Here is a 12,797-nt window from a genome sequence, read left to right as displayed (position 1 = left end):
TGCTGAGGTTTTTTTGTTTAAGCGCTATAGATTACGCCATATAATTTTCCGGTAAGTCAATTTGTGCCACGCCCGATTCAACAGCAGCAATAGCAACCGCCTTGGCTATACGTGGTAATAAACGCGGGTCCATCGGTTTAGGAATAATGTAGTCTGCACCAAATTCGAGCTTTTCTACACCCGCTGCTTTTAATACTTGCTCAGGCACTGGCTCTTTAGCAATACTACGAATAGCTTCGACAGCGGCTATTTTCATTTCATCGTTAATGGCGCTTGCACGTACATCAAGTGCACCACGGAAAATAAACGGGAAACATAAAACATTATTAACTTGGTTAGGGAAATCAGAACGCCCCGTTGCCATAATTAAGTCTTTACGTGCACTGTGCGCAAGCTCAGGTGCAATTTCAGGATCTGGATTTGAACATGCAAACACCACTGGCTTATCAGCCATTAGTTTTAGATCTTCAGGTGCAAGTAAGTTAGGACCCGATACACCTACAAACACATCAGCATCAGCAATTACATCTTGTAGAGTACGCTTATCAGTATTGTTAGCAAAAAGCTGTTTGTATTCGTTTAAGTCATCGCGGCGAGTATGAATAACCCCTTTGCGGTCTAGCATATAAATATGTTCGCGCAGTGCACCACACTTAATTAACAGCTCCATACAAGCAACCGCTGCAGCGCCTGCACCTAAACATACAATAATGGCATCTTCTATTGATTTGCCCTGCACTTCTAAGGCGTTAAGCATACCTGCCGCAGTTACAATAGCGGTACCGTGTTGGTCATCATGAAAAACCGGAATACTGCAACGCTCAATAAGTGCTTTTTCAATTTCAAAACACTCTGGCGCTTTAATATCTTCTAAGTTAATACCACCAAACGTATCGGCAATATTAGCCACTGTATTTATAAAGTCTTCGGTGGTGCGATGCTTAACTTCAATATCAATAGAATCTAGGCCAGCAAAACGTTTAAATAAAAGCGCCTTACCTTCCATAACAGGTTTAGAGGCTAATGGCCCTAAATTACCCAAACCCAAAATTGCCGTACCATTACTGATCACCGCAACCATATTACCTTTACCGGTATATTTATATGCATTGGCTGGGTCTGCTGCAATTTCGCGCACAGGCTCTGCAACACCGGGGCTGTATGCTAATGCTAAGTCTTGCACCGTTTCGGCTGGTTTTGTTAGCTCAATGCTGATTTTGCCTGGAACGGGGTGAGAGTGGTAGTGTAATGCTTGTTCACGAAAATCTGACATAACGCGATGGTATCCTGCAATTTAAGTTAAGTGAGAGGGAGTATGGGGCTAAGATACTCTTATTATTTTTAAATTCCAAGCAATATCAGGTCTATCCTGTTATATGCTATATCCGTTAATTTTAAGTGATTTATCAGCAACTTCGCTAAAAGTTATCAATATTAAACAAATAAAAATTCATTCAAAAAGTGCTTTTTGAGGTTCATTTTGCCCTGCCAATATTTTTGTAAAATAGCAGAATATTAAAATAGTAAAATGCACCAATATGGCGCGTTTATCACCGTTAAAAACAAATATCGCCACGATAAGCACTTTTAGCAGCTTGGTTAAAAATTAACGTATAAAAAATATAGAGAAGAATTGTGAGTTTGTCTGCAAAGGTTTATGCATATTCAGAATAAGAACAGGAAATAGTTATGCATACGTAGTACGGCAACAATCGGTAATTTTTTAGTAAAAATGATGAATTTTAGGCACAAAAAAAGCACCCGAAGGTGCTTTTTTTTTTCTAAACAGCAATAATTACTTCTTGCTGCTAAGTGCACCGAAGCGCTTGTTGAAGCGATCAACACGGCCGCCAGTGTCTAAAATCTTTTGCTTACCAGTGTAAAACGGGTGACACGCAGAACATACGTCTAGGTGAATGTCTTTACAAAGAGTAGAACGAGTTTCGAATTTGTTTCCGCATGAACATGTTGCAGAAATTGCTTCGTACTTAGGGTGAATACCTTCTTTCATAGGAACCTCTAGTTAAGGCCGCATCGCTCTCCAAACCCGAAGTCTGGCACCATACGTCGTTAAAACAAATTTATAGGCCGCGGATTTTATCCAACTAGCTTGCCCCGCACAAGCTTTAATTACGCTTTTTGCCAAAAAAGTAACCAACCAGCGCTACCGCATCCATTTGCATGTAGGTTTTTAGCCTTATTTTTAGTACATTAAGCTATTACCCTTTATCACATGAGTTGTTATGCGTTTTGTTGAAGTTGCTATTAAAGTTCCGTTACCACGCACCTTTGATTATAAAATAGATGAACAACTCATCTCGCCCTCGGCGCCTATTATGCCAGGGATGCGTGTTTTAGTGCCTTTTGGCAATCAAAAAAAAGTAGCGGTTGTTCTTGCTCTTAAAACGCATACCGACGTACCAGATAACAAAATTAAAGCGGTTACTGAGGTTATTGACCAAACCCCTATTTTATCATCACAGCATTTAGAACTGCTTAGCTTTACTGCACGCTATTATTGCTACCCGCTCGGCGAAACCATACACATTGCGCTGCCAGGTGCGCTTCGCCAAGGTGAAAACCCAGATAAAACCAGCATTAACATGATTAGCCTTACCGAAAAAGGCGCAAAGGTTCCATCATTAAAAGCGAAAACTCAGCTAAATTTATTAAAGCAACTCGCACAATCGGGTAAGTCGTCGATAACCGAGCTAAAAGCGCTCGGCTTTAGTAAAAAAACAATAGATGCCCTAATAGATAAAGAGCTTATAACCCAAAGCATTGAGCATGATAATCAATGGCAAAGCGTTGCGCCCACAGTCGGCACCAAGCCAGTACTAAATAAAGAGCAAGCCGTAGCGTGCACTACAATAAATCAAAGTGTTGGCTTTAAGAGCTTTTTATTAGAAGGTGTGACAGGCAGTGGTAAAACCGAAGTGTATTTACAATGCCTAGAAGAAGTCCTTAAACGTGGCGAGCAAGCCTTAGTGCTGGTGCCTGAAATAGGCTTAACGCCACAAACTGTTAACCGATTTCGTCGTCGCTTTCCCGATACGCCAATTATGCTATGGCACTCTGCCCTAACCGATAACGAACGCTTGCAAACATGGCGTTTTTGCGAAAAAGGCAGCTGCGCAATTGTAATAGGTACCCGTTCGAGTATTTTTCTACCTTTTTTAAAGTTAGGAATGATAGTGGTTGATGAAGAGCATGACTCATCATTTAAACAGCAAGATACCTTACGCTACCACGCACGCGATTTAGCCGCTTATCGGGCATTTCAGCACAAAATACCGCTTATTTTAGGCAGTGCCACCCCAGCGCTCGAAACACTGCACAAAGCTATAAACAACAAATACCAACTTTTAAGCCTTACAGAGCGCGCACAAACTGCGACCGATAATCAGTTTATGTTGCTCGATATGAAAGGCCAGCCCGACCAAGCCGGTATTGCTCACGCAAGTCTTGCCACTATGCGCCAACATTTAAACCGTGGTAAGCAAGTTATGGTGTTTTTAAATCGTCGTGGCTTTTCTCCTACGCTAATTTGTCACGAATGCGGCTGGCTGAGTGAGTGTAATCGCTGCAGCACCAGCGCAACCTTTCATAAAGCCATTGGCCAAATGATTTGCCACCACTGTGGGGAGCAACACCCAGTACCTCACCAGTGTCCTGATTGCGGTAGCACACAAATTTTTCCTAACGGTAAAGGCACCGAACAAATTGAAGAATTTTTATCGAGTGAATTCCCCGATACACCCGTAACCCGCATCGACCGCGATTCAACCCGCCGTAAAGGGAGCTTAGAAAAAGCCTTAGAGGAGATAAACCAAGGCGGGGCGCGTATTTTAGTGGGCACACAAATGTTGGCTAAAGGTCATCATTTTGCCGATGTTAGCTTAGTGCTTATATTAGATGTAGATAGCGGCTTGTACTCGTGCGATTTTAGAGCCACAGAGCATTTAGCCCAGCTGGTAACTCAAGTTGCTGGGCGCGCGGGTCGCTCTGGTGAGCCAGGCCAAGTATTACTGCAAACTCACTTTCCTGAACACCCTTTATTACAAGACTTAGTAAATAATGGCTACCAAGATTTTGCCCGCTTTGCTTTAAGTGAGCGTGATGATGCCGACCTTCCACCCATTACTAATATGGCTATAGTTAGAGCACAAGGGCACAGTATTAAGCTCGTTGTCGATTTTTTGACGGATTTGGTTCCTGTTAACGGTGTATCTGGTATACAATTGCTCGGTCCAATTCCTGCCCCACTAGAAAGAGTGGCGGGTATGTACCGGTTTCAATTGCATATTCAAGCGCAAGACCGCAAAGTATTGCATCAGTATCTTGCGCAAATGGTCGACTATTTAAGCACCAGCAAACTTGCACAAAAAGTGCGCTGGAGTCTTGATGTTGACCCTATAGACATGATTTAGGTTAAAGCCAAATGGCACAGCACGATTATATTAATAAAAAACCAGCGGGTAGAAAAAACACCAAGCAAGCCCCTGCTAAAAAACCATTTCCTATACTTTTAGTTGTTATTACTGTTTTGCTTGTAGGCTGCTTTGCTTACGGCTTATGGTTTATTAAAAATAACGCCGACCCTGAGCTTGTTGAGCAGCAGGCGCACCCTAAAACAGCTGAAAAAGTAGAATTAGCTAAACCTCGCGCCCCTAAGTTCATTGAAGAAATTAAAGAGCACGAGATCCAAGTTGAAGTAAGAGAAATTGAGCAAAAAGGCCCCTATGTTATGCAGTGTGGGTCGTTTAGAACACACGCACAAGCCGAAACCCTCAAAGCTAAAATTGCCTTTGCGGGCTTAATTTCTGAAATTAAAAAGACCACAGGTACTAATGGTGTTTGGTATAAAGTGCGTTTAGGCCCTTATAAAACAAAGCGCCAAGCCGAAAGCGACAAAAACAAACTCAAGCGAGTGCATGTTGTTAGCTGCGGAATTTGGGGCTGGACTTGAAATTAGTCCATTCACCCATATAACCTCATCATAATCGTTTTTTACAAGCTGCCCCCGCAGCTTGATGATGAGGAATAACATGACCACTATCGTAAGTGTACGCCGCGACAATAAAGTAGTAATTGGTGGCGACGGCCAAGTTTCACTTGGTAATACCGTAATGAAGGGCAACGCCCGTAAAGTTCGACGCCTTTATAATGGCAAAGTAATTGCTGGTTTTGCCGGCGGTACTGCTGATGCCTTTACCCTTTTCGAACGCTTTGAAAGCAAACTAGAAATGCACCAAGGTAACCTCACTAAAGCCGCTGTAGAAATGGCCAAAGACTGGCGTAGCGACAGAGCTTTACGCAAGCTTGAGGCACTCCTTGCGGTTGCAGATGAAACTGCCTCACTAATTATCACAGGTAATGGTGATGTAGTGCAGCCAGAAAACGATTTAATTGCCATTGGTAGCGGTGGTAACTTTGCTCAATCAGCAGCCACTGCCCTATTAGAAAACACCGATTTAAGCGCTCGCGATATCGTAGAAAAAAGCCTGACCATTGCTGGCAACATCTGTGTATTTACCAACAACTTCCAAACAATCGAAGAATTATAATAGGACCCATTATGTCTGCTATGACCCCAAGAGAAATTGTACACGAGTTAGATCAGCACATTATTGGTCAAGCTAATGCTAAAAAAGCCGTGGCTATTGCCCTGCGTAATCGCTGGCGCCGCATGCAACTAAACGATGACTTACGCAGCGAAGTAACCCCTAAAAACATTTTAATGATTGGCCCAACCGGTGTCGGTAAAACTGAAATTGCCCGCCGTTTAGCTAAGCTCGCTAATGCGCCTTTTATTAAAGTAGAGGCGACTAAATTTACTGAAGTGGGTTATGTTGGTAAAGAAGTAGAGACTATCATTCGCGATTTAGTTGATGTATCGATTAAAATGACCCGCGAACAACAAACTAAAAAGTTTAAACACCGCGCAGAAGAAGCAGCAGAAGAGCGTATTTTAGATGCACTTTTACCACCGGCTAAAGATCAATACGGTGAAACTCAGCGCGATGACAACTCATCTACTCGTCAAACATTCCGTAAAAAATTACGCGAAGGTCAGCTTGATGATAAAGAAATAGAAATAGATTTAGCGCAAGCACAGCCAAACGTAGAGATTATGGCGCCTCCTGGTATGGAAGATATGACCAACCAGCTGCAAAGCATGTTCCAAAACATGGGTGGCGACAAACGTACTAAGCGTAAGTTAAAAATTAAAGAAGCCTTTAAGTTATTAACCGAAGAAGAAGCCGCTAAATTAGTTAACCCTGAAGAGCTAAAAGAGCAGGCTATTTTTGCAGTAGAGCAAAACGGCATTGTGTTTATTGATGAAATAGACAAAATTTGTAAGCGTGGCGATTCGTCAGGCCCAGATGTTAGCCGTGAAGGTGTACAACGCGACCTACTTCCATTAATTGAAGGCTCAACCGTTAATACTAAGCACGGTATGGTGAAAACAGACCACATGCTATTTATTGCATCAGGTGCGTTCCAAATGGCTAAACCATCAGACATGATCCCTGAGCTACAAGGTCGTTTACCTATTCGTGTAGAGCTTGAAGCACTAAGTGCTAATGACTTTAAACGAATTCTTACCGAGCCACATGCTTCACTTACTGAGCAGCAACGTGAACTGCTTAAAACTGAGCAAGTAAATGTTGAGTTTAACGATGATGCAATAGAGCGCATTGCTAAAGCCGCTTGGCAAGTAAACGAGAAAACCGAAAACATTGGTGCTCGTCGCTTACATACGGTAATGGAAAAGCTAATGGAAGAAATTTCATACGATGCATCTGAACAAGCAGGCTCTACCCTTACTATTGATGCCGCTTATGTAGAAAAACATTTAGGTGCATTAGTTGAAGATGAAGATTTAAGCCGCTTTATTTTATAAGGTAGGCAAAAATACTATACTAAAAGCCTCCATATCGGGGGCTTTTTAATGGGACATATAAAATGAAACACGTAACAAAAGTGCATTATCATAGCGTGAGTAAAAACCTAGATGTTTACTTTGATGATGACAGTATGGCTGTATTTAGCTGCGAGTTTTTACGCGTTCACTCTCCCTCGGCCGAAGTGCAAGGGCATGGTGCAGAGCCAATGAGGTTGGTACTTAATAAACAGCATGTTGGTATAAAAAAGATTGTACCGGTGGGGCATTACGCACTGAGATTAGACTTTGATGATGGCCATAACAGCGGGCTATTTAGCTGGAGCTACTTTGAAACACTACAAGCGCAGCACGAAACCTTGTGGGATAAATACCAAGCGCGTCTTGCCGAGCACGAACAAAACAAAGATAGCGTACCAATAAAGTTTGTTCCTTAAACCTTATTGGCTTTTTAAACGCTACACTGTATTACACTTTAAATTTATCAATAGCCGCAAATAATACGCGCGCTTGTTCAGAGACTTCTTCACTGGTTTGCGCATTATTAACTGCATGCTCAGAGGCATCTTGGGCAATGTCTCTGATGCGTACTACATTTTTGTTCACCTCTGATGCCACCTGACTTTGCTCATCAATAGCAACGGCAATTTGAGTACTCATTTCCATTATGGTTTGCACATCTTCGGTAATAGCACCGAGTAAATCACCCGCTTTAATAGCTTGTGAAGCACTTTCATCACCTTGCGAGCGACATTGATGCATAATACTTACTACCTCTTGCGTGCGCTGCTGAAGCGTATTAATAATGCCTTCAATTTCACTGGTAGACTCTTGTGTACGTTGCGCAAGCGAGCGTACTTCGTCCGCCACAACAGCAAAACCTCGCCCTTGCTCACCAGCACGAGCGGCTTCTATCGCAGCATTCAATGCGAGTAAATTGGTTTGCTCTGCAATGCCTCTGATTACATCGAGCACTGAGCCTATGGTTTCACCGTCTTTTTCAAGTTGCGATACCACACTTGATGCGTTACCTAACGACGAAGACAAATCGCGTATGTGCTTAACCGTAGAGTCTACTTCATTACGCCCTTGCTGCGCGCTTAAATTGGTTGACTCTGCTTTTTTAGCGGCAGCTTCGGTATTATGAGAAATATCTTGAATCGTTGCCTGCATTTGCGTAGCCGCAGTGGCAACCATATCCGCTTCGTGTAACTGCTCTTGCATGCCTGAACTTGTTGCAGAGGTACTTTCAGATAAGTGCTCTGTTGCCACATTTAACGTATTAAGCGCGGTATTCACTTCGTTTATGAGGTTTTTAAAATCGCCTATTAAACTATTAAAGTCCGAGGTCATAATGGTAACTTCATCATTACCTGTTTGCTCTATCATTACGCTTAAGTCGTTATTACGGCGTATGTCGTTTATGGTGTGATATACCCGCTCAATAGGCACAATAATCGAGTGGCTAGTAAAGTACACCAGCGCCAACACTATAATGCCCGAAATAACAAATACAACGATGGCAATAAACTGCGCTTGGTCAACGCTTTTCTCAACTTCCAGCTTGGTTGACTCAACAATTTGACCAACAACCTGATCGCTTTTTTCTACGTTAATACGCATAACGCCTAGTGCACCAGAGTCTAAATCGAGCCCTAACTGCGTTTGTGCCTTTACAAGATTTTGAAAAGCACTTTGATACGTATCTATTAAAGGGCTTATTTGCGACTTATAACTACTTTGCAAATCAGCTTGGGTAATTTTTTGTTTAAACGTACTAATAAGTTCGTTAAAGCGAGTTAAGTATTTTGCATCAAAGCGCAGCATAAAATCTTTCTCAGCGCGTCGCAGCTGTAGCATTGCCGATAAAAGCTCAAAGTTATCTTGCTCTTTTAATAGCACCTCAACTTCGTGCACTGCAGTTCTGAGCTTGCCATATAACCCATCTTTAGGGTTTAAACCTATCTGTTGCTGTAACCTAACAACCTCTGAAAAACTGTTATTGTAGTTAGTAATAAGCGTATGAAAATGCTCAATTTGCGCTGTGGTAATGCCCTGCTGTTGCATTACCTCCTGCAGCTTTTTGATTTTAGTGCTTAGCTGTTTAAAATCCTTATCAAATGATGTAAGTGCTTCCTGCTGCTTGTAAAAAAGAAAGTTTTTTTCATGCTTTCTAAGCTCTAGTGCATGTACGTTGAGCTCTTCTGCAAGCTGAATTGTTTTATTCAGATTGAGTGTTACGCGTGACTCATAAATTACCACACACAACAAAATGACCATTGCCAGACCGACTACCACTGCATTAAGTTGCAAACGCCTTTTAATGGTTAAGTTTTGTAAAAAATTCATTGAAAACACCTATATTTAATATGCACTAATAGTGTAGTACGTTCTGGCGCTTTACATTAAGTTTTTTATTAACTTTTTATACATATAACTCATGCTTTTAGATTAACATTACCCCATAAATCTTTATGCAATGAGTGAGTGTCATGCCACTGTTTATTAAGTAGCCATTTAACCAAAGGGGCAGGATCACTGGGAAAATTAATTTGTTTGTTTTGCGGGGCACTATTCCAATCATCCAGCGCTTGCGGGTTTAAATAATTCATTACATGGGCCATTTTCATCGCCCGCAATGTTTGTGCATTTGCATCTTGTTCAAACTGACCATCAAGAGGTTTAAGTAATAATTTTTTCCCAAGCTTTAAGGCCTCACTTGCCAGCTCAAAGCCTGCATTACCAATTACGCCACTGGTATTTGCTAAGTCGTTTAAAAACCCCGCTCGTGAAGGAGTGCGCAAATGAATATGCCCGAGGGATTTATTCTGCGCATGCGGGTGGTAACAGTAAAACTCTTTTTCTGGGAAGTCCTTTAGATAATCAATAATGTTGTCGAGGTTCTCAAAGGGCAAATACACCAGCACTTTATTCATAACGGCGACAGGATTGCCATGGTCATGGTTTGCAATAAAGGGCGGTATAATATTATCTGCAAAGGGCTGCCAATGTACGCCTAAATAGGTGCTTGCTGGCGCGTAGTGCTTAATGAGAGATTTTCTAAATAAACCACGGCCAAACATAGGCACGCTATTAGATAAAAAAGCCGCTTGGTGACTAATACCAACTACAGGCACGCCTGCACGCTTTGCCGCCCAGGCTGAAATAGGCTCAAAGTCATTTAAGACAAAATCGTATTTTTTTACATTAAATGATTTTATATCGTTAACTAACTTACACACACGGGCATTTTTTAATGTTTGATAGCTTTTTACTTGGCCGTTTTTAGTGCTAAACGATAACCCACGAAACGTTTTGTAATCAGCAAAGTCCTGCATATCAAAGTAGTCTTTTTCAGGGCGTCCTGAAAAAACGTAATCTACATCTATACCTAACTCTTTAAAACAGCTTGCCATAACACGGGCGCGCGTAATGTGGCCATTACCTGTGCCTTGTATGCCGTATAATATCTTCATACAGGCACCACCAAAGCTAGCGCAAATAAACCACATGAACTGCCAATAACGGCGCCTATTATTATATCTGCCGGAAAATGTACGCCTAATACTACGCGAGAAACCGCCACCCCCGATGCCCAACTAAACCAAAGCCACGCATACTCTGCAAAAAAGTGACTCAATATTACCGCAACTAAAAATGCTGCTGCACTGTGCCCAGAAGGCAAACTAAATTTGTCACTAGGCACAATATACGCATTACTGACTAAGCAATCACAGGGGCGGATTCGGCCGAAGCTACGTTTTGCTAAAAAATAAATAGGCCTTTCAATTGCAAACCCCAGTAACACCGATATTGGCAATAACTGATGCTGATCATTGGCACTTAGCCACCAAACAGCGCCACACATAAGTAAATATAAACCACCATTACCACTTTTAGATAAACCAAGCGCAGCCGTTTTCAGCCATTTGGGTGAATTATAATTAAACAGAGTTAAAAAGAGTTGTTCATCCATTTGAGCCATTTTTTTAAGCACGTTATTGTCGTTCATTATTCACCCTTAGCTGCACAATATCTAACCACAGTTAAAGCTTAGTGGCAGAAAATAACAATTGAGTGACGCTTTTAAGACACTATTGTTGCCATTTCTAATTTCGGCATTTTTTGAATAAATTTACTGCTATTAAGTCGTTGTTATTGCATATAAGGAGGGTATACTGAGGGTAACTTATGTACCCTTTGAGGATAAAATAATGGATTACAGCACTTCTGACTTATGTGACTTTTTTGCCGATGTGGTTGACGTGCTTGAACCGATGTTCATCAACTTTGGTGGTCGACACACGTTTGGCGGCCGAATTAAAACGGTTAAATGTTTTGAAAATAATGAACTGATCCGTGAAATACTCTCACAAGACGGTACTGATCAAGTACTACTTATCGATGGTGGTGGCTCAACACGACGCGCCCTTATCGACATTGAACTTGCAGAGCTTGCGCTTGATAACAACTGGAACGGCATTATTGTATTTGGTGCTGTGCGTCATGTAGATGAGTTAGAAGAAATTGATTTAGGTATTCAAGCGATTGCATCAATTCCTGTTGCCGCCGACAGCGAAGGCGCTGGTGAAGATAGTATTGGCGTTAACTTTGCTGGTGTGTCGTTTTTTGATGACGATTTTATCTATGCAGATAGTACTGGCATTGTATTATCAGCAGAAGAACTTGAACTAGAAGTTATCGAAGAATAAAGTAACAAGCAGTGCTCAACAGAGCACTGCTTACGCCACCACGAATAATTTTTGCTGCTCAACACGGATTCAACACAGTGCACCCTACCTTAAAAGTGTATGATGAAAACGCCGTTAAACCCTACTGCTCCACACGCGTTAACGAAACAAAAACTTGGCAGTCTGTTGCCCTATTAGACACCCATGTAAATGTACAACAAGCCCTTAACGATGCAGCGCAATTTGGTATTCGCTACGTATTAATTGGTATATGTGAAGATATAGGCCCTCGCGCTAATTTAGGCAATGGCGGCTCACATCAAGCTTGGCCCGCTTTTTTACAATACTTTTTGAACCAACCAGTTAACCAGTTTAACGCGACCCAGCAGGTATTGCTGTTAGGCGAAATTGACGTTGATGATGTAATGGCGCAAGCCCAAGGCTTAAATAACCAGCATGCTGAAGAGCTGGCTCAACTACGCAAACTATGCGCAACAATAGATGAGCGAGTAGAGGCGGTATTAACGCTTATATTTAATGCGGGCCTTGAGCCTATTATTATCGGCGGTGGGCACAATAATAGCTTTGGCATACTCAGTGCTTTAAGCAAACATAGTGGGGCTTCAGTTAACTCTATAAATTTTGATCCCCATGCAGATTTACGGCCTTGCGAAGGTCGCCACAGCGGCAATGGCTTTAGCTATGCCTTGAAGAAAAATGCATTGCAGCAATATCATATTATTGGCCTGCATGAGCAAAAAAATAACCAAGCCATTTTTGACTTAATCGCGCAAAATCAATGTAGTTTTCACAGCTATCAAGCTATTAATGTACGCCGAGAAATATCACTAACCGATGCCGTACAGCACGCCTTAGCAGCGTTTAATAATGCGCCACTTGGTATTGAACTCGACTTAGACAGTATTTCATTTTTACCGGCCAGCGCGTATACATGCTGCGGCTTTAGCGTTAGTGATGCTGAGCATTATGTTTATTTAACAGCAAAACACAGCACTGCCCGCTACCTACATTTGTGTGAAGCTGCACCGCTAAATCACCCTGCTGGGTTAACAGCAGGTATGCAAAGCTGTGGGCAAATTATTAGTGCATTAGTTAATGCCTACTTACATGCAAAAACGCGTTAATTGTAATTAGCTTAATTAATCGCTGCATTTTTTAAGGCCGCCAAATTGCCTTAC

Annotated in this window: 12 protein-coding genes; 7 read left to right on the top strand and 5 right to left on the bottom strand. The window is 41.9% G+C overall.

Annotated features, from left to right (window positions below; genetic code table 11):
• Positions 1 to 31 precede the first annotated feature (31 nt).
• Both CWB60_RS09070 and rpmE read right to left on the bottom strand, forming a co-directional pair.
• Positions 32 to 1,273 (bottom strand): malic enzyme-like NAD(P)-binding protein, encoded by a 1,242-nt coding sequence (locus CWB60_RS09070; RefSeq protein ID WP_029771819.1) that lies wholly within the window; start codon positions 1,271 to 1,273, stop codon positions 32 to 34.
• A 522-nt stretch (positions 1,274 to 1,795) separates the two neighbouring features.
• The gene (gene rpmE / locus CWB60_RS09065; protein WP_004589339.1) at positions 1,796 to 2,011 is read right to left on the bottom strand and encodes a 50S ribosomal protein L31; all 216 of its coding nucleotides are present in this window, start codon (positions 2,009 to 2,011) and stop codon (positions 1,796 to 1,798) included.
• Between the two features lie 232 nt (positions 2,012 to 2,243).
• On the opposite strand from rpmE, the gene priA reads away from it, so the two are divergent.
• The 5 genes from priA (at position 2,244) to CWB60_RS09040 (ending at position 7,344) form a co-directional block, all read left to right on the top strand.
• A complete protein-coding gene (priA, locus tag CWB60_RS09060; protein ID WP_064386261.1) occupies positions 2,244 to 4,430 on the top strand; it encodes a primosomal protein N' in 2,187 nt (728 codons plus the stop codon).
• Positions 4,431 to 4,441: 11 nt separating this feature from the next.
• Positions 4,442 to 4,969, top strand: coding sequence for an SPOR domain-containing protein (locus CWB60_RS09055; RefSeq protein WP_138577703.1), 528 nt, complete (start codon positions 4,442 to 4,444; stop codon positions 4,967 to 4,969).
• Between the two features lie 79 nt (positions 4,970 to 5,048).
• Positions 5,049 to 5,567 (top strand): ATP-dependent protease subunit HslV, encoded by a 519-nt coding sequence (gene hslV, locus CWB60_RS09050; protein ID WP_004589336.1) that lies wholly within the window; start codon positions 5,049 to 5,051, stop codon positions 5,565 to 5,567.
• Between the two features lie 11 nt (positions 5,568 to 5,578).
• Positions 5,579 to 6,907, top strand: a complete 1,329-nt coding sequence (hslU, locus tag CWB60_RS09045; RefSeq protein ID WP_004589335.1) for an ATP-dependent protease ATPase subunit HslU — start codon at positions 5,579 to 5,581, stop codon at positions 6,905 to 6,907.
• A gap of 62 nt (positions 6,908 to 6,969) precedes the next feature.
• Complete coding sequence (locus tag CWB60_RS09040; RefSeq protein ID WP_138577701.1) at positions 6,970 to 7,344, top strand: gamma-butyrobetaine hydroxylase family protein; 375 nt, start codon at positions 6,970 to 6,972, stop codon at positions 7,342 to 7,344.
• A 31-nt stretch (positions 7,345 to 7,375) separates the two neighbouring features.
• Here the strand turns inward: CWB60_RS09040 and CWB60_RS09035 are convergent, their stop codons facing one another.
• From CWB60_RS09035 to CWB60_RS09025, 3 genes are all read right to left on the bottom strand, one after another.
• Positions 7,376 to 9,256: a methyl-accepting chemotaxis protein gene (locus CWB60_RS09035; RefSeq protein WP_138577699.1), complete on the bottom strand. Its 1,881-nt coding sequence runs from the start codon at positions 9,254 to 9,256 to the stop codon at positions 7,376 to 7,378.
• An 89-nt stretch (positions 9,257 to 9,345) separates the two neighbouring features.
• Entirely contained in the window at positions 9,346 to 10,383 is a 1,038-nt protein-coding gene (locus tag CWB60_RS09030) for an MJ1255/VC2487 family glycosyltransferase (RefSeq protein WP_138577697.1), read from the bottom strand.
• Positions 10,380 to 10,919 (bottom strand): phosphatase PAP2 family protein, encoded by a 540-nt coding sequence (locus CWB60_RS09025; RefSeq protein ID WP_138577695.1) that lies wholly within the window; start codon positions 10,917 to 10,919, stop codon positions 10,380 to 10,382. The genes CWB60_RS09030 and CWB60_RS09025 overlap by 4 nt, the downstream gene beginning before the upstream one ends.
• A 202-nt stretch (positions 10,920 to 11,121) precedes the next feature.
• Here CWB60_RS09025 and rraA point away from each other — a divergent pair, with 202 nt between their 5' ends.
• Positions 11,122 to 11,619 (top strand): ribonuclease E activity regulator RraA, encoded by a 498-nt coding sequence (gene rraA, locus CWB60_RS09020; protein WP_138577693.1) that lies wholly within the window; start codon positions 11,122 to 11,124, stop codon positions 11,617 to 11,619.
• A 77-nt stretch (positions 11,620 to 11,696) separates the two neighbouring features.
• Positions 11,697 to 12,743, top strand: coding sequence for a formimidoylglutamase (locus tag CWB60_RS09015; RefSeq protein ID WP_138577705.1), 1,047 nt, complete (start codon positions 11,697 to 11,699; stop codon positions 12,741 to 12,743).
• Positions 12,744 to 12,797: the final 54 nt, after the last annotated feature.

Source organism: Pseudoalteromonas sp. S327 (assembly GCF_005886415.1).
Lineage (GTDB): Bacteria > Pseudomonadota > Gammaproteobacteria > Enterobacterales > Alteromonadaceae > Pseudoalteromonas > Pseudoalteromonas atlantica.
Note: the sequence above shows the minus strand (reverse complement) of the source record. Positions and strands in the feature narration are given on the sequence as shown.

Bases quoted from the DNA above. Each gene is read 5' to 3' on its own strand.
- CWB60_RS09070 (WP_029771819.1), bottom strand. From the start codon at position 1,273: ATGTCAGATTTTCGTGAACAAGCATTACACTACCACTCTCACCCCGTT.
- rpmE (WP_004589339.1), bottom strand. From the start codon at position 2,011: ATGAAAGAAGGTATTCACCCTAAGTACGAAGCAATTTCTGCAACATGT.
- priA (WP_064386261.1), top strand. From the start codon at position 2,244: ATGCGTTTTGTTGAAGTTGCTATTAAAGTTCCGTTACCACGCACCTTT.
- CWB60_RS09055 (WP_138577703.1), top strand. From the start codon at position 4,442: ATGGCACAGCACGATTATATTAATAAAAAACCAGCGGGTAGAAAAAAC.
- hslV (WP_004589336.1), top strand. From the start codon at position 5,049: ATGACCACTATCGTAAGTGTACGCCGCGACAATAAAGTAGTAATTGGT.
- hslU (WP_004589335.1), top strand. From the start codon at position 5,579: ATGTCTGCTATGACCCCAAGAGAAATTGTACACGAGTTAGATCAGCAC.
- CWB60_RS09040 (WP_138577701.1), top strand. From the start codon at position 6,970: ATGAAACACGTAACAAAAGTGCATTATCATAGCGTGAGTAAAAACCTA.
- CWB60_RS09035 (WP_138577699.1), bottom strand. From the start codon at position 9,256: ATGAATTTTTTACAAAACTTAACCATTAAAAGGCGTTTGCAACTTAAT.
- CWB60_RS09030 (WP_138577697.1), bottom strand. From the start codon at position 10,383: ATGAAGATATTATACGGCATACAAGGCACAGGTAATGGCCACATTACG.
- CWB60_RS09025 (WP_138577695.1), bottom strand. From the start codon at position 10,919: ATGAACGACAATAACGTGCTTAAAAAAATGGCTCAAATGGATGAACAA.
- rraA (WP_138577693.1), top strand. From the start codon at position 11,122: ATGGATTACAGCACTTCTGACTTATGTGACTTTTTTGCCGATGTGGTT.